This window comes from Variovorax sp. YR566 (assembly GCF_051992195.1).
GTDB lineage: Bacteria > Pseudomonadota > Gammaproteobacteria > Burkholderiales > Burkholderiaceae_C > Variovorax.
Window position 1 is genome coordinate 1,814,896 of the sequence record NZ_CP197092.1, and the last position, 15,884, is coordinate 1,830,779.

The following is a 15,884-nucleotide window of genomic DNA, read 5'->3' on the forward strand; positions in this document are numbered from 1 at the left end:
GCCCGCCCCATGAAGGAGTTCCCCATGCCCCACGTCGGTCTTGTCCAGCGCCTGCCCATGCTGTCGAAGCGCAGCCTGCTGGGCGCTTCCCTGCTCGCGATGCTGTGCGCCGCGCTGCCCTACCAGAGCGCCCAGGCCCAGGGCCCGCGCAACTTCGCCACGCTGGCGATGGTGGCCGAGCCGCAGACGCTCGACCCGATGGCCTCGACCGCCGACCTGGTCGGAACCATCATGCAGCACGTGTACGAGACGCTCTACACCTTCGACGCCAAGTGGAACGTGGTGCCGATGCTGGCCGAAGGCATGCCGAAGATCTCGGCCGACGGCAAGACCTACGCCATCACCCTGCGCAAGGGCGTCATGCTGCACAACGGCCGCGAGCTCACGGCTGACGATGTGGTGGCCAGCCTGCAGCGCTGGATGGAACAGTCGCCGCGCGGCAAGGCCGTGGGCAAGGAAGTCGACAGCCTCAAGGCCAAGGGCCCGCTGGCGGTCGAGGTGGTGCTGAAGGAACCCTATGCACCGCTGCTCTCGCAACTCGCGCTGCCCAGCGGCATGGCCGCCATCATGGCCAAGGACTCCATCGCCTCGCCGCTGAAGGATTTCGTCGGCACCGGCCCCTACAAGTTCAAGGAGCGCCGCCCCGACCAGTTCGTGCTGCTCACGCGCTTCGACAAGTACACGGCGCGCAAGGAGCCCGCGAGCGGCTACGGCGGCAAGCGCGAAGCGGCCATCGAGGAGCTGCGCTTCGTGCCCGTGCCCAACGCCAGCACGCGCGTCGAAGGCGCGCTGGCCGGCCAGTACGACTTTGCCGACCTGCTGCCGGTGGAAGCACTGCCGCGCCTGGAGAAGTCCGGCGGCAAGACGGTGCCGATCATGACGCCCTCGTTCGGCTTCCCGTACCTCGTGCTCAACACCAAGGAAGGCGTGGCCGCCAGCCAGCCGGTGCGCCAGGCGATCCAGACCGCGCTGGGCGAAGGCGAAATGCTCGCGGCCGGCTTCGGCGACACGCGCTTCTTCGTGGCCGAGGGCAACCACTTCCCCAAGGGCTCGCCGTTCTATTCGACGGCCGGCACCGACCAGTACAACCAGCGCAACGCCGCCAAGGCCAAGGAAGCCGCGGCCAAGGCCGGCTACAAGGGCGAGCCGATCCGCGTGCTCACCAGCCGCCAGTACGACTTCCACTACAACATGGCGCTGCTGATGGCCGAGCAGCTCAAGCGCGCCGGCTTCAAGGTCGACCTCAACGTGGTCGACTGGGCCACGCTGGTGCAGCGCCGCAACGACGCCAAGCTGTGGGACATCTACGTCACCCATTCGGGCCAGTTCCCCGAGCCGATGCTCTCGCCGCCGCAACTCGGCGACGGCGCGCCCGGCTGGTGGGACACGCCCGCGAAGAAGTCGGCGCTGCAGGCCTTCAATGTCGAGAGCGACCCGGCCAAGCGCGGCGCGCTGTGGGGCAAGGTGCAGCAGGTCGTCTATGACGAAGTGCCGTACATCAACGTCGGCAAGTTCAACGGCCTCTCGGCCAAGAGCCCGGCGCTGGACAACTACACGCCCGCGACCTGGCCGTTCTTCTGGAACGCGAAGATCAAGTAAGGCAGGGATACCAGCCATGCCATCGCGTCGCCAACTTCTGCAAGCCAGCGCACTGGCCTCCGGCCTCGGAGCCCTCGGCCTCACGGCCTCCACCGTTCAAGCCGCAACCTCCGGCCCGGTCTACGCCTACGTCGGCACCTACAGCGACGGCGGCAAGCCGTGGCGCGGCGGGCGCGGACTGGGTGTGCACCAGTTCGTGCTCGACAGCGCCACCGGCGCGCTCAAGCCCATCCCCGGCGCGCCGCCGGCCGTGACCAGTGCAGGCGAGGGCGCGAAACTGCGCAACCCCGCGTCGCTCGCGCGCCACCCGAAGCTGCCGATGCTCTATGCGGCCAACGAGTTCGAGGCCGGCTCGGTCTCGGCCTTCCGCATCAGTGCAGATGGCGCGCTGTCGTTCGTCTCCGAGACGGCCTGCGGCGGCAAGGACCCGGCCTACATCAGCGTGCACCCCGATGGCCGCTTCCTGTTCACGGCCAACTACGCCAGCGGCGACGTCAGCGTGATCGCGCTGCGCGCCGACGGCACGCCCGATGCCGGCACCCCTGCAGTCGTCTACAAGGACGTCGAGGCCTGCGGCGCATCCACGCCCTGCAAGCCCGGCGCCGACGTGGTGCCGGCAGCCGCGCGCTCGCACGAAGGCTTTGCCACCAGCGACCACGATGGCCCGCACGCGCACATGGTGCACGCCGACCCGAAGGGCAATTTCGTGCTGGTGGCCGACCTGGGGCTGGACCGCGTCATCTCCTACCGCTTCGACCGCATCACCGGCGTGCTGAGCCAGCCGAGCACGGTGGCCGTGTCGGAAAGCTCGGGCGCGCGCCACTTCGTGTTCCACCCGAACGGCAAGTGGCTCTACCTGGTGAACGAAGAGGCATCGACCATCGCCTTCATGCGCTACGACAGCGCCACCGGCGTGCTCACGCTGGTGAGCGAGACCTCGGCGCTGCCCAAGGGCTTCAAGGGCACCAGCTACGCATCGGGCATCCGCATGCTGCCGGACGGCCAGCACTTCGTGTCGCTCAACCGCCTGCACGATTCGATCTCGCTCTTCAAGATCGACGCCCGCACCGGCGCGCCCACGCTGGTGCGCGAGGAATGGTCGCGCGGCAACTACCCGCGCAGCTGCACGCTCGACCCGAGCGGCAGGTTCCTCTACGTGTGCCACAACAAGCAGGGCGACAACGTCACCGTCTTCCGCGTGCAGGGTGGCGACATCAAGTTCACCGGCCAGTACGTTGCAGTGGGCAGCGCCGCCGCCATCGAGTTTTCCGCGCGATGAAGAAATCGATGTTCCGCTACATCGCCTCCCGCGCCGCGGGCATGCTGGTCGTGCTCGCCATCGTGGCGGTGCTCGTCTTCGTGCTCACGCGTGCGGCCTCGGGCGATCCGGTTTCGGTGCTGCTGGGCGACCAGGCCACCGCGGCCGACATCGCCCGCGTGCAGAAGGAGTACGGCCTCGACAAGCCGCTGCCTGTGCAGTTCGGCTATTGGCTGCGCGAGGTGCTGCAGGGCAACCTGGGCACTTCGATCTTCCTGCAGCGCCCCGTGACGCAGGCGCTGTGGGAGCGCTCCGAACCCACCACGCTGCTCGCGCTGATGGCCGTGGCCATCGCGGCGCTGATCGGCGTGCCGTGCGGCATCGTCTCCGCCGTGTTCCGCGGGCGCGCGGTCGACCAGCTGTTCACCGGCATCGCGATGCTGGGCGCGAGCATCCCGAGCTTCTGGCTCGGCATCGTGCTGATCCAGATCTTTGCCGTGTCCTTCGGCTGGTTCCCGGTGTCGGGCTATGGCGCGCCCGATGCGGCGCTGGCCGAGCGGCTGCATTCGCTGGTGCTGCCGGCGACGGTGCTGGGCCTGCTGAACTCCGCGCTCATCATCCGCTTCACGCGCGCCTCCATGCTCGACGTGCTCGGCGAAGACTATGTGCGTACCGCGCGTTCCAAGGGCCTGAGCGAAAGCACGGTGGTGCTCAAGCACGCGCTGCGCAACGCGCTGGTGCCCATCGTTACGGTGATCGGCCTCACGGTCGCGCTGATGATCGGCGGCGCCGTCATCACCGAGACCGTGTTCGGCCTGCCCGGCGTGGGCAACCTCGTGGTCAGTGCCGTGCTGCGGCGCGACTACCCCGTCATTCAAGGTGCGCTGCTCGTGATCGCCGCGATCTATGTGCTCATCAATTTCTCGATCGACCTGCTGTACGCGGTGGTCGATCCGCGCGTGAAGGTCTGAGCGATGCGTATGCCCCGAATGCTCCGTCAGCTGATGCATCGACGCATCGTGATGGTTTCCGCCCTGGTGCTGCTGGTGATCGCGGTGCTCGCGATCGGCGCGCCGCTGTTCGCCTCCATCGACCCCAACGACACGGCCGTGCTGGAGCGCCTGAAGGCGCCGAGCGCCGAGCATCTGCTCGGCACCGACGAACTGGGCCGCGACCTGTATTCGCGCATCGTGCACGGCGCGCGCTACTCGCTGGCCATCGCGGCGCTCACCGCGCTGGGCGCGGTCATCGCCGGCACGGTGCTGGGCCTGATGGCCGGCTTCTTCCGCCGGCTCGACGCGCCGCTGATGCGCGTGGTCGACGCGATGATGTCCTTCCCCGACATCCTGCTGGCCATCGCGCTGGTGGCCATCCTCGGGCCCTCGCTGATGAACACCGTGCTGGCGCTGGTGCTGGTCTACACGCCGCGTGTGGCGCGGGTGGTGCGGGCCTCGACGCTGGTGGTGCGAGAGCTGCTGTTCGTCGAGGCCGTGCGCGCGCTGGGCGTGCGCACCTCGCGCATCCTGTGGCGACACATCTTGCCGAATCTGATGTCGCCGATCCTCGTGCAGGTGTCGTTCATCTTCGCGTACGCGATCCTGGCGGAGGCGGGCCTCTCGTTCCTCGGCGTCGGCGTGCCGCCCGAGATCCCGACCTGGGGCACCATGGTCGCGGGCAGCCAGCAGTACGCGCACCAGGCCTTCTGGGTTGTGCTATTCCCGGGGCTCGCGATCATCTTCACGGCGCTGTCGCTGCAACTGCTGGGCGACGGTGTGCGCGACCTGCTCGACCCGAAGCTCAAGAAGACATCGTGATGACGAACGCCAATCAAACACCACGTCTCACGGTCAGCAACCTGAGCACCAGCTTCCCCACCGAAGACGGCCTCGTGCGTTCGGTGGCCGACGTGAGCTTCTCCATACAGCCCGGCAAGACGACCGCGCTGGTCGGCGAATCGGGCTCGGGCAAGTCGGTCACCAGCCTCACGCTGATGCGCCTGCTGCCCAAGACCGCGAACGCGCAGGTCAGCGGCAGCGCCTCTTTCGTGACGCGCGAAGGCAAGACGCTCGACCTGCTGCAGATCGGCGAACGCGAGATGCGCTCGCTGCGCGGCAACCAGCTGTCGATGATCTTCCAGGAGCCGATGACCAGCCTGAACCCGGTGTTCACCATCGGCGAGCAGATCGCGGAAAGCGTGCGCCTGCACAAGGGCCTCGACCGCAAGGCGGCGCTGGCCCATGCGCTGCGCATGCTGGAGCTGGTCGAGATACCGGCCGCAGCGCAGCGCATTCACGAGTACCCGCACCAGCTCTCTGGCGGCATGCGCCAGCGCGTGATGATCGCGCTGGCCATGGCCTGCGACCCGACGCTGCTGATTGCCGACGAGCCCACCACCGCGCTCGACGTGACCATCCAGGCGCAGATCCTCGAGCTCATGCGCCGGCTGCAGGCCGAGACGGGCATGAGCATCCTCTTCATCACGCACAACCTCGGCGTGGTCGCGCACCATGCGGACGACGTGGTGGTGCTCTACGCGGGCCGCGTGGTCGAAAGCGCACCGGTTCGGCCGCTGTTCGCGCAGCCCGAGCATCCGTACACGCAGGGCTTGCTGGCCTGCCTGCCGGGCAAGGCGCGCCTGCCCGGCCAGCCCAAGCCCAAGCGCCTGTTCGCCATTCGCGGCCAGGTGTCGAGCCCGCTGGCACCGCCGCCGGGCTGCGCCTTCGAGCCGCGCTGCGATCTCGCGCTGGCCGGCTGCACCGCCGGGATGCCGCCGCTGATCGAAACGCACCACGGCCGCCAGGCGCGCTGCATCCGCGTGCAGCCGGCGCAACCACTCGTGAGGGTCGCATGACCGCTGTTTCTTCCTCTTCTCCACTCATCGAAGTCCGCGGACTCAAGAAATACTTCGGCAGCAGCGACCGTCCGGTGCGTGCGGTCGACGACGTGTCGTTCGCGATCCAGCCCGGCGAAACGCTGGGCCTGGTGGGCGAATCGGGCTCGGGCAAGAGCACCATCGGCCGCACCGTGCTGCGCCTGCTCGAACGCACCAGCGGGCAAGTGCTGTACCGCGGCGACGACATCGGCACGCTGTCGGGCGAGCGCATGCGCAAGCTGCGCAGCAAGCTGCAGATCATCTTCCAGGACCCGTACGCCAGCCTGAACCCCAAGATGCGCATCAGCGCGATCCTCGGCGAGGCGCTGTCCACGCACGGCCTGCACAAGGGCGCGGCGGCGCGCGACAAGCGCATTGCCGAGCTGCTCGAGACCGTGGGCCTGCGCGCCGAGCATGCGAGCCGCTTTCCTCACGAGTTCTCGGGCGGGCAGCGCCAGCGCATCGGCGTGGCGCGCGCGCTGGCCGTGGAGCCTGAATTCATCGTGGCCGACGAGCCCTTGTCGGCGCTCGACGTGTCCATTCAGTCGCAGGTCATCAATCTGCTGGCCGACCTGCGCGAGCGGCTGGGCCTGACGATGCTCTTCATCTCGCACGACCTCGACGTGGTCGAGTACCTGTGCGACCGCGTGGTGGTGCTGTACCTGGGCAAGGTGATGGAAGTCGCCACCACCGAAGAGCTGTTCGCGCGGCCCTCGCATCCCTACACACAGGCGCTGCTGGCCGCGAGCCCGAAGCCCGACCCCGAGGTGGCGACCGAGCGCATTGCGCTGAAAGGCGACATCCCGAGCCCCATCTCGCCACCCTCGGGCTGCGTGTTTCGCACGCGCTGCCCGCATGCCATCGAGGCCTGCGCGCAGACTGTGCCGCCGCTCGAAGAAATTTCGGCAGGACACTACAGCGCCTGCATCCGCAAAGAACTGCTCTCCAACATTGCCGCATGACCATGACCGACAAAGCCGTCGCCGCCAACGATTTCAACGACCCGCTGCTGGGCAGCAACTTCAAGGGCTACCCGCGCACCCAGGCGCCGCGCCGCCGCAGCGAGATCGGCGCTGCCGGATGGAACGTGCTCGCCGGTGACCTGCCGCTGCCGCTGGCCGTGCTCAAGCGCGAGGCGCTCGAACACAACCTCGCCTGGATGCAGTCGCGCGTGCGCGAATGGGGCATCGACCTCGCGCCGCATGGCAAGACCACCATGTCGCCGCAGCTCTTCCAGCGCCAGCTCGACGCCGGTGCCTGGGGCCTGACCTTCGCCACCGTCACGCAGCTGGCCGTGGGAGTGGCGGCCGGCGCGCGCCGCACGGTCATCGCCAACCAGGTGGTGAGCGACGAAGACCTCGCGGGCATCCAGATGCTGCTGAGCGAGCATGTCGACCTGCGCATCGTGTTCCTGGTCGATTCGCTGGCGCAGCTCGCGCTGATAGAGGACTGGGCGAAGCGCCACCCCGCGAGCGTGCCTTTCGAGGTGATGATCGAGATCGGCGTCGACGGCGCGCGCACCGGCTGCCGTACGCACGAGCAAGCCGTGGAGCTGGCCACACGGCTGCGCGCGAGCGATGCGGTCAAGCTCGTGGGCATCGAGTGCTATGAAGGGCAGGGCGCCACCGGCCAGAGCGAGCCCGATGCGGCCTACGCGAAGACGCTGATGGACCGTGTGGAAGCTGTGGCACGCCACTGCGACACCAACAAGCTTTTCGAGACCGACGAGGTGCTGGTTTCGGCCGGTGGCTCGGCCATCTTCGACCTCGTGGCAGGGCGCCTGAAGCCCGCGCTCGGCGCGCCGGTGCGCGGCCTGCTGCGCTCGGGTTGCTACGTCACGCACGACCATGGCTTCTACAAGCGCATGGTGAGCGCGGTCGATGAGCGCCTGGGCTGCGGCTGTGGCGAGAGCCTGGTGCCGGCGATGGAAGTCTGGGCCACGGTGCAATCGCGCCCCGAGCCGGGCCTGGCGATTCTTGCGGTCGGCAAGCGCGACATTTCCTTCGATCTCTCGCTGCCCGTGCCCATCGCGCGCGCGGCGCGCTGCGTGTTGCAGCCGCAGGCCGTGCCCGCGGGCTGGAAGATCACCGCGCTCAACGACCAGCACGCCTACCTGCGCTGGGACGCGAGCGAGGAAGCCGAAGCGCCCAAGGTCGGCGACCGGGTCGGCCTTGGCATTTCGCACCCCTGCACCACCTTCGACAAATGGCACTGGATGCCCGTGGTCGAGAACGACTACCGCGTGAGCGACGCCGTCGCCATGCACTTCTGAGCACGCTGCGATGACACCCTCCCTGCTTCAGAAAATCGCGCAGATCCGCAGCGACGCCCCGGCGACGCGGCGCGCGATTCTCGACCTGATCCTCGAAGACCCCGACCGCGTGCTCGAAGAGAGCTTCGAACAGCTGGCCGAGCGCTCGCGCAGTTCGGTGCCCACCATCATGCGCACCTGCCGCGACCTCGGCTTTGCCGGGCTGCGCGAATTCAAGCTCGCGCTCGCGCAGGAACTGGCGCTCGGCGGCTCGCCGCTGCACCGCCGCGTGAACATCGAGGATGCGGCCGACGAAGTGGTCGGCAAGATCGCGCGCAGCGCGGCGGCATCGGTCTCGGGCGTGCGCGGCCAGCTCGACATGCAGGTGCTCGACGGCGCCGTGGCGGCGATTGCGGCCGCGCCGCACGTGGACTTGTACGGTGCGGGCGCGACCTCGTGGTTCATGGCCAACGACCTGCAGGCTCGGCTCTTCAGGCTCGGCCTGTCGGCCAATGCCTGGGCCGACTACCACCTGCAGCAGGTGGCCGGCGCGGCGCAGCGGCCGGGCGGCGTGGTCATCGCCATCTCGCACGTGGGCGGCATGCCCTCGCTGCTCGACGCGGTGGACATCGCGCGCGGGCAGGGCGCCAAGGTGGTTGCGCTGACGCGGCCGGGAACGGCGCTCGCGGCCAAGGCCGACTTTCTGCTCGGCCTGTCGGTGCCCGACGATGCGGTGATGCACGTGGGCATCGATGCCTACCTGACGCACCTCACTGCCATCGAGATCCTTACCGTGCTCGTGGCTCAGCGCCGCGGCGAGCCCGCCGTGCAGCGCCTTCAGCGCGCGCGCGAAGCCTTCCAGCGCCACGGCATCGACGCCACCACGCACCCGCTGCAAAGCTGGGACGGCGGCGGCATCAACAGCAACAAGGGAGCCGCATCGTGAGTGCGACGACAGGCAAGGCCATCCTGCTCGAAGCTGGCCTGGTGGTCGACGGCTCGGGCGGCCCTTCGTGGCCCGGCGACGTGCTGCTGCAGGGCGACCGCATCGTCGCGCTCGGCGAAGGCCTGCGCGAGCGGCTGCCCGATGGCCTCGCGCTGGCCGACGTCGAGATCGTCGACTGCCGCGCCAAGGTCATCGCCCCTGGCTTCATCGACGCGCACACGCACGACGACGCCATCGTGCTGCGCGACCCGCTGTGCTTGCCCAAGGTGTCGCAGGGCATCACCACGGTGGTGACGGGCAACTGCGGCATCTCGCTCGCGCCGTACCGCACGCCGCAGTCGCTGCCGCCGCTCACGCTGCTGGGCGCCGATTCGTTCAAGCACGCGACCATGGCGGAGTACCGCGCGGCGGTCGATGCGACGCAGCCCGCGCTCAACGTGGCAGCGCTGGTCGGCCACACCACACTGCGCTTCGCCACCATGGAAGCGCTGGACCGCCCCGCCAGCGCCGATGAGATGGCGCGCATGGAAGCGCTGCTCGACAGCTGCATGGCCGACGGTGCGCACGGCATGTCGTCGGGCCTGTTCTACGAAGAAGCCTTCGCGGCGCCCGCCGAAGAAGTGACGGCGCTGGCGCGCGTCGTGGCCCGCCATGGCGGCGTGTACGCCACGCACCTGCGCAGCGAGATGCAGCAGATCATCGAGGCGCTGCACGAGGCCGGCGACTCGGCTTTCAATGCCGGCGTGCCGCTCGTCATCTCGCACCACAAGTGCGCCGGCCCCGCCAACTGGGGCCGCACGAAGGAGACGCTGCCGCTGATCGAATCGCTGGCGCAGCGCCAGAAGATCGCGATGGACGTGTACCCCTACGTGGCCGGCTCGACCGTGCTGCGCGAGGATCTTGTCGATGGCGTGATCGACGTGCTGCTCACTTGGTCCGACCCGCATCCGGAGATGACGGGGCGCCTTGTCTCCGACATCGCGCGCGAATGGGGCGTCACCGAGCAGGAGGCCTGCCTGCGCCTGAAGCCGGGCGGCGCCTGCTACTTCCAGATGCAGGAGGAAGACGTGGAGCGCGTCATCGCGCATCCGCTCACCATGATAGGCAGCGACGGCCTGCCGCACGACCGGCATCCGCATCCGCGCCTGTGGGGGGCTTTTCCTCGCGTGTTTGCGCGCTACTGGCGCCAGCGCAGGCTGTTCACGCTGGAGCAGGCCGTGCACAAGATGACCGGCATGACCGCGCGCAACCTGCGCATCGCCGACCGCGGCCTGCTGCGCACCGGCGCGATGGCCGATGTGGTGGTGTTCGACCCCGAGACCATCGCCGACACCGCGACCTACGACCAGCCGCACGGCGTGAGTCTGGGCGTGGAGCGCGTGTTCGTGAATGGTGTGCTGGCCTACCGCGGTGGCGAGGCCGAAGCACGGGTGCTGGCGCGCGCGGGGCGGATGCTCACGCGCGGGAGCTGATCAGGCGAACACCAGGCAGGCCGGCGTCGGCACTTGTGCCACCTGCACCGGCTGGTCCAGCTTGCCGCTCGCGGGGTCGATGCGCAGGCGCAGGATGGTGTCGCCCTTCTGGCTGAGCGCGTAGAGGTGACTGCCACTGGGCACCATCGCGAGCGCGCGCGGGAAGCGCAGGCCTTCGCTCCAGTGTTGCAGCGGTGTCAGCGTGCCGCTGGTTGCATCGACGCGGAATGCTGCAATGCTGTCGGCCAGCGGATGCTCCGACTTCAGCCGGCGGTTGCTCGCGTAGAGAAACTGCCCCGAGGGATGCATCACCAGGGCCGCCGAGTTTTTCTGGCCGGTGAAGTCTTGCGGCACTGTCGAGATCCGCTGGCGTTGTCCGTCTATCAGGCCGCTGGCCGCGTCGTAGCCGAAGCAGGCGACTGTGGCGTCGAGTTCGTTCACCAGGTACAGGAAGCGTTGCGACGGATGCAGCGCCAGGTGGCGCGGGCCGCTGCCGGGCTGCGTGGCAGTGCGGCCGACCAGTGCCAGCTTGCCGTCGGTGAGCGTGAAGACGTTGATGCGGTCGCTGCCGAGGTCGGTGGCTAGCACGCGCTGGCCCGAGGCGTCGAACTGCACCATGTGCGGGTGTGGCGACTCCTGTCGTTCTGTGTCGGGGCCGGAGCCGGTTTCCTTCTCAATGCTCGATACCTTGCCGAGCTTGCCGTATGCACCGATCGGCAGCACGTTGTAGGCGCCGCCGCCATACAGCGCCACGACCAGGGCGCGCCCGTCGGGCGACACTGCCAAGTGCGCCGGGATCACGCCTGACAGCGACAGCGGCTGGCGGTTGATCAGCGTCAGGCGGCCACTGCGCTCATCGATGGCATAGGCTTCGGCCGTTCCGGTGGGCAGGCCCTGGTAGGTGTCGATCTCGTTGATCGCGTACAGGAAGCGCTGGCTGGGGTGCACCGCTAGAAACGAAGGGTTCGCGCTGGTGACTGCTTGCACCTGTGTCCAGGCGCTGTCCTGAATGGCGAGCATGTAGATGCCCTTCGACGCTGGCCCGCCAGCGGTGCCGCCCGGGGCGTCACTGGTGTAGGTGCCGACATATGCAAAGCGCGGTGCGGGTGTGCTGCGAGTGGTGGCTGCGGCGTCTGGGGTTTGTGCGTTGGCAGGTAGCCACGGCGTCAAGGCACCGAGGGCGGAGGTGCCGCCGATCCATTGCATGACTGTGCGGCGTTGGGGGCGATGTGTCATGGGATTCCTCTTGTGATTAGGCTCGATGGTTTTTGTTCAGGGCGTGTACGAATGCCACCGGGTACTCCCCTCCGCGAATGTCCCCCGGCCTTCGGCCTCCTCCTTTATTTCGCTGCGGGGAGCACCCGATGCCATTCGCACATGGACGCAGTCGTTGTGCGGGCCGATCAAACGCTGCGCTGACCGATCACGCTCCAAACAAGAGCGAGGGCTCATCTCAAGGCCGTACAGACATTGCATGGTGAAAGATGTTGTTCGGGTCATACCGACGCTTCACCTTCCGCAGGAAGTCATAGAGCCCCTGGTCGCCGTAGTAGAGCTGCGACCAGAAGGGGTAGGCCAGCATGTCGCTGTCCGGGTAATTGATGTAGCAGCCCTCGTAGCGCTCGCCGGGGTAGGGCGTGCCGGCGTAACGCTCGGGCACGTCGGGTGTGCCGTACACGTCGCGGAAGAAATCACCGATCCAGCGCAGATGCCCGGCATCGTCCTTCGCATCGCGCCAGTAGGTCTGGTACTGCAGCTTCATGATCGAAGCGCGCTGCGGCACCGCCGTGTCGGCGATGCGCTCGGGCTTGTTGACGGCGCCGCCGTACGAATCCACCTGCACCAGCGACTGGCTGAGATCGACGCCCGGTATCACGCGCGTCAGGTGCGTGTAGATGCGCTGCGCCTCTCGGGTGCTGAAGTTCTGCTTCATGTAGGCCGACTTGTATTTGCCGCGCTGGTTGTCGCCCGAGCCGTTGAGGTATTGCGTGGCTGTTAGCCAGTCGTAGCGCGTCACCGTGTGCGGCTTGGAGCACAGCAACTGCCCCGCGTCGCGTTGCGGGGCCGGGCCCACGCCCGGCGGCCGGCCCTTGGCGGGCACCGGCGCGCAGGCGCGAAAGCGATCGAGGAATTCGTTGAGCACCGTCAGGTCGTTGCAGGTGCCGTCGGGGTTGCAGAACTGCGTCAGCATCACGATCTGGCCCGACGAGCGATGCGTGAGCTTGAGCAGCGAGAACATGCCCCAGGTGTCCGGCGACTTGCCGCGGGTCGCCCAGTATTCGCCGTAGGTGGAGAGCAGGGTGGCAAAGCGCTCGGGCGTCATGGTGGCCCAGTCGAAGGCGACCACCGCCAGCGCAACCTCGCGCGGCGCGGGCGGCAGGGTGTCGAACACGTAGCTGGTGATCGCGCCGAAGTTGCCGCCGCCCGCGCCACGGCATGCGCGGAACAGATCGGGCTCGCGGCGCGCATCCACGGTGCGCGGCACCACCTTGCCGCGGGAGTCGACCGTGAGGATGTCGACGGCGGAAAGCCAATCGACCGTCAGCCCCTGCAGGCGCGACAGCAGGCCGTAGCCGCCGCCGCAGATGTGCCCGCCCGCGCCGACCGAATAGCAGGAGCCGCCGGGCAGCGTGACGTTGCTGCGCTTGTACAGGTCGAGGTATTCGTTCCAGTTCTGCGTGCCGGGGCCGACACGGTAGCGCCCGTCGCCGCTGGCGGGGCTCGCCTGGTTGAGCAGGCTCAGGTCGAGGATCGCGCCGTCGGGGTTGTTGGAGACGAAGTCTTCATAACAATGCCCACCACTGCGCAACGTGGGCCGAAGGCCAGCATCGACGATGCGCTGCAGGGCGGCGGCGGCATCGCCGGCGTTCTCCGCCAGCTCGATGCGCGAAGCGGCGTCCGACTCCGTTGCAGGCCATCGCAGGTTGAAACCCTTTTTCAGGGTGTTGTAGCGAGCATCCTGGCGTGTCACGGTGATGGTCATGGGCACTTTCTGATGGACGTCTTGCGACGGTGAGCGGGAAGCAGGCGCCTGAAATGAAAGACTTTTTCTTAATTTCCTTGATTTGACGAAAATATCGCGCTACGCCGCCTATATTGACGTCAATTATTGGATTGTTTGAAAGATATTTTCATAAGGACAACCCCGAATCGGTGGTCCTCAAAGTCAGGGGCCGCGGTACCGGCACTGCGTCGTATCCAGTTGAATATGACCCCACGACCCCTAAAGTTCTAACGCTCCCGGCAAAAATCGGTCAAACTGACGCACTCACCGGCCGTCGAATTCCGACTTGGAGCAAAGATGGACAAGGACGCTGAAGGCCTTGGCGCCGATTTCGAGCTGTGGCAGCAGCTCACTGACGACTATGAAGCAGCATTGGGCGCACTGGCCCGGGGTGAGCCGGGTGCGCGGGAGCGAGTGCTCCGGTTGTCTCTGGCGCTGCGGCAATTGCATCCGGACCTGTCCCCCGTCGACGACAACAGCTAGGACGAAGCTCGCGCTCAGTTGCTCGCCGGCTCCTCTTCTTCCCCCTCCGCCTGCGCCTGGAACATCCGCGTGAAGTCGCAGCATTCCTGCGCCAGCATCACGATGGATGAGGTGAGCGCGCTGCGGTGCTCGCCTTTGTGCATCGCCACGTAGCGCACCACGGGCAAGGCTGGCGTCACGTCGATCACCGTAAGCATCCCCGCCGCCACCAGCGGCTGCAGGCACTCGCGCGGCAGGTAGCTCACGCCCAGCCCTGACACGGTGAGCCCGGTCAGCGCCACCAGGTTGCTCACCACGATCACGTTGGCGGGCTGCACGCCTTGTTCTTTCATCCACGCGTCGTAGGCGCGGCCCGTGCCCGAGTTGTTGCCCTGCACCAGCATGCGATGGCGCGCCAGTTCGTGCAGTCGCACGGTGCCGCCGGCCGGCACCACGCCGGGCTTGCACATCCACGCGCTCTTCACTTGGCCGATGACCTTGTGCGGCAGGCGCGAGTCGGCAAAGGTGTCGGGCACGATGACCAGGTCAAGCTCGTCGGCCAGCAGCTTGTCGCGCAGCTGCAGGCTGTCGTCCACGTCGGGTTCGAGGATCACCTTGGGATAGTGCTGCTGGATGAGGCCCACCAGCCGCGGCAGCCACGTCATCGCGGTGAGCTCGGTCACGCCCAGGCGTATGCGGCGCTCCACCACACCGGGCTTGCCGAACTGCTCGACGGCGGCGTCGCGCTGCTCCAGCAGCTTCCGGGCGAGCACGAACATCTCTTCGCCCTTCTCGGTGAGCCGCGCGGCGCGCTGGCTGCGGTCGAACAGCTCGGTGTCGAACAGCTGCTCCAGCTCGTGCACCCGCTTGGAGATGGCCGACTGCGAGGTGTTGAGCTGGTTGGCCGCCTGCGCGAAGCCGCCGAGCCGGGCGATCCAGTACAGGGCTTCGAGTTGCTTGAAGGTCATCACGGTGCGTTGCTCCTGTGAAGGCTGACTGAAAGAACGCTTTTATTCATGCGATTCGATCACAAAAAATCGCTTTTAGAAATTCATTGCGAGGCAGAAGATTCGCCAAAACCACCGCGTTCGACCAACGTCATCGACTCTTCAAGGAACTCTCCATGGACTTCAAGAAACTGCCCCTCGCGCTCGGACTTGCCTTTGCCTTCACCTGCGGCGCCGCCAGCGCCCAGGACGGCGGCACGCTGCAGAAGATCAAGGAGAGCGGCACGATCCAGATCGGCGCGCGCGACAGCCAGATCCCGTTCTCGTACAAGCTCAGCGCCGACAGCGCGCCCATCGGCTTCACCAACGACATCTGCCTGAAGATCGTCGACGCCGTAAAGGCCAAGCTGGGCCTGGCCAAGATCGAGGTGCGCTACACCATGCTCAACTCGACCAACCGCATTCCGCTGCTGCAGAACGGTACCGTCGACCTCGACTGCGCCACCACCACAAACACCACGCAGCGCCAGCAGCAGGTCGACTTCGCGCCCAGCCACTTCGTCACCAACATCACCGCCGCCGTGAAGAAGGCTTCGGGCATCAATGCACTGGGCGACCTCAACGGCAAGAACGTGGCCACCGTCTCGGGCAGCACCTCGATCCAGCTGCTGCGCGGCGCGCGCAAGAGCGGCACCATCGAAGTGAACGAGATCGCCGGCAAGGACACCTCCGACGGCTTCCTGCTGCTGTCCACCGGCCGCGCCGACGCCTATGTGCTCGACGACGTGCAGCTCGCCGGCATGATCGCCAGCGCGACCAACCCGGGCGACTACAAGATCCTGAAGGAATCGCTGCGCCAGGAGCCCTACGGGATCATGCTGCGCAAGGACGACCCGCAGTTCAAGGCACTCGTCGACGAGACCGTCACGGGCCTGATGAAGTCGGGCGCCATCGAGCAGCTCTACACCAAGTGGTTCATGTCGCCGATCCCGCCGAAGAACGCGAACCTCAACTTCCCGATGACGGATGCGGTGCGCGAGATCTACAAGAACCCGAACAACAAGGGCGTCTGA

The 15,884-nt window shown here is 67.3% G+C and carries 14 protein-coding genes; 11 read left to right on the top strand and 3 right to left on the bottom strand.

Features of this window, described 5'->3' with window-relative positions:
* The first annotated feature begins 24 nt into the window (after positions 1–24).
* From ACTG4X_RS08355 to ACTG4X_RS08395, 9 genes are read left to right on the top strand one after another with little or no spacing between them, the layout of a single operon-like run.
* A complete protein-coding gene (locus tag ACTG4X_RS08355; protein WP_097200881.1) occupies positions 25–1,599 on the top strand; it encodes an ABC transporter substrate-binding protein in 1,575 nt (524 codons plus the stop codon).
* Positions 1,600–1,615: 16 nt separating this feature from the next.
* Positions 1,616–2,878, top strand: coding sequence for a lactonase family protein (locus ACTG4X_RS08360; protein WP_097199938.1), 1,263 nt, complete (start codon positions 1,616–1,618; stop codon positions 2,876–2,878).
* Between the two features lie 8 nt (positions 2,879–2,886).
* Positions 2,887–3,828 carry an ABC transporter permease gene (locus ACTG4X_RS08365; RefSeq protein WP_093050319.1) on the top strand — a complete coding sequence of 314 codons (942 nt, stop codon included), beginning with the start codon at positions 2,887–2,889 and terminating at the stop codon, positions 3,826–3,828.
* Positions 3,829–3,831: 3 nt separating this feature from the next.
* Positions 3,832–4,671: an ABC transporter permease gene (locus ACTG4X_RS08370; protein ID WP_093048736.1), complete on the top strand. Its 840-nt coding sequence runs from the start codon at positions 3,832–3,834 to the stop codon at positions 4,669–4,671.
* Positions 4,671–5,708 (top strand): ABC transporter ATP-binding protein, encoded by a 1,038-nt coding sequence (locus ACTG4X_RS08375; RefSeq protein ID WP_093048739.1) that lies wholly within the window; start codon positions 4,671–4,673, stop codon positions 5,706–5,708. The genes ACTG4X_RS08370 and ACTG4X_RS08375 overlap by 1 nt, the downstream gene beginning before the upstream one ends.
* The gene (locus tag ACTG4X_RS08380; RefSeq protein ID WP_093172435.1) at positions 5,705–6,691 is read left to right on the top strand and encodes an ABC transporter ATP-binding protein; all 987 of its coding nucleotides are present in this window, start codon (positions 5,705–5,707) and stop codon (positions 6,689–6,691) included. Before ACTG4X_RS08375 ends, ACTG4X_RS08380 begins: the two co-directional genes overlap by 4 nt.
* 2 nt (positions 6,692–6,693) lie before the next feature.
* Positions 6,694–8,001: an amino acid deaminase gene (locus tag ACTG4X_RS08385; RefSeq protein WP_257014929.1), complete on the top strand. Its 1,308-nt coding sequence runs from the start codon at positions 6,694–6,696 to the stop codon at positions 7,999–8,001.
* Between the two features lie 10 nt (positions 8,002–8,011).
* A complete protein-coding gene (locus ACTG4X_RS08390; RefSeq protein ID WP_093048748.1) occupies positions 8,012–8,926 on the top strand; it encodes a MurR/RpiR family transcriptional regulator in 915 nt (304 codons plus the stop codon).
* On the top strand, positions 8,923–10,398 hold the full coding sequence (locus tag ACTG4X_RS08395; RefSeq protein ID WP_093172431.1) for an N-acyl-D-amino-acid deacylase family protein: 1,476 nt from the start codon (positions 8,923–8,925) through the stop codon (positions 10,396–10,398). Before ACTG4X_RS08390 ends, ACTG4X_RS08395 begins: the two co-directional genes overlap by 4 nt.
* On the opposite strand, the gene ACTG4X_RS08400 is transcribed toward ACTG4X_RS08395, so the two are convergent.
* Both ACTG4X_RS08400 and ACTG4X_RS08405 read right to left on the bottom strand, forming a co-directional pair.
* Positions 10,399–11,634, bottom strand: coding sequence for a lactonase family protein (locus tag ACTG4X_RS08400; RefSeq protein ID WP_440533588.1), 1,236 nt, complete (start codon positions 11,632–11,634; stop codon positions 10,399–10,401). It abuts the gene before it with no gap.
* 217 nt (positions 11,635–11,851) lie between these two features.
* Entirely contained in the window at positions 11,852–13,381 is a 1,530-nt protein-coding gene (locus ACTG4X_RS08405; RefSeq protein WP_440533589.1) for an FAD-binding protein, read from the bottom strand.
* A gap of 318 nt (positions 13,382–13,699) precedes the next feature.
* On the opposite strand from ACTG4X_RS08405, the gene ACTG4X_RS08410 reads away from it, so the two are divergent.
* On the top strand, positions 13,700–13,885 hold the full coding sequence (locus ACTG4X_RS08410; RefSeq protein WP_093048758.1) for a hypothetical protein: 186 nt from the start codon (positions 13,700–13,702) through the stop codon (positions 13,883–13,885).
* Between the two features lie 14 nt (positions 13,886–13,899).
* Here the strand turns inward: ACTG4X_RS08410 and ACTG4X_RS08415 are convergent, their stop codons facing one another.
* The gene (locus ACTG4X_RS08415; protein ID WP_440533590.1) at positions 13,900–14,832 is read right to left on the bottom strand and encodes a LysR family transcriptional regulator; all 933 of its coding nucleotides are present in this window, start codon (positions 14,830–14,832) and stop codon (positions 13,900–13,902) included.
* Positions 14,833–14,987: 155 nt separating this feature from the next.
* Here ACTG4X_RS08415 and ACTG4X_RS08420 point away from each other — a divergent pair, with 155 nt between their 5' ends.
* A complete protein-coding gene (locus ACTG4X_RS08420; RefSeq protein ID WP_093172423.1) occupies positions 14,988–15,884 on the top strand; it encodes an amino acid ABC transporter substrate-binding protein in 897 nt (298 codons plus the stop codon).

Coding starts and splice junctions, on each gene's coding strand:
- ACTG4X_RS08355 (WP_097200881.1), top strand. CDS start 25: ATGCCCCACGTCGGTCTTGTCCAGCGCCTGCCCATGCTGTCGAAGCGC.
- ACTG4X_RS08360 (WP_097199938.1), top strand. CDS start 1,616: ATGCCATCGCGTCGCCAACTTCTGCAAGCCAGCGCACTGGCCTCCGGC.
- ACTG4X_RS08365 (WP_093050319.1), top strand. CDS start 2,887: ATGTTCCGCTACATCGCCTCCCGCGCCGCGGGCATGCTGGTCGTGCTC.
- ACTG4X_RS08370 (WP_093048736.1), top strand. CDS start 3,832: ATGCGTATGCCCCGAATGCTCCGTCAGCTGATGCATCGACGCATCGTG.
- ACTG4X_RS08375 (WP_093048739.1), top strand. CDS start 4,671: ATGACGAACGCCAATCAAACACCACGTCTCACGGTCAGCAACCTGAGC.
- ACTG4X_RS08380 (WP_093172435.1), top strand. CDS start 5,705: ATGACCGCTGTTTCTTCCTCTTCTCCACTCATCGAAGTCCGCGGACTC.
- ACTG4X_RS08385 (WP_257014929.1), top strand. CDS start 6,694: ATGACCGACAAAGCCGTCGCCGCCAACGATTTCAACGACCCGCTGCTG.
- ACTG4X_RS08390 (WP_093048748.1), top strand. CDS start 8,012: ATGACACCCTCCCTGCTTCAGAAAATCGCGCAGATCCGCAGCGACGCC.
- ACTG4X_RS08400 (WP_440533588.1), bottom strand. CDS start 11,634: ATGACACATCGCCCCCAACGCCGCACAGTCATGCAATGGATCGGCGGC.
- ACTG4X_RS08405 (WP_440533589.1), bottom strand. CDS start 13,381: ATGACCATCACCGTGACACGCCAGGATGCTCGCTACAACACCCTGAAA.
- ACTG4X_RS08410 (WP_093048758.1), top strand. CDS start 13,700: ATGGACAAGGACGCTGAAGGCCTTGGCGCCGATTTCGAGCTGTGGCAG.
- ACTG4X_RS08415 (WP_440533590.1), bottom strand. CDS start 14,832: ATGACCTTCAAGCAACTCGAAGCCCTGTACTGGATCGCCCGGCTCGGC.
- ACTG4X_RS08420 (WP_093172423.1), top strand. CDS start 14,988: ATGGACTTCAAGAAACTGCCCCTCGCGCTCGGACTTGCCTTTGCCTTC.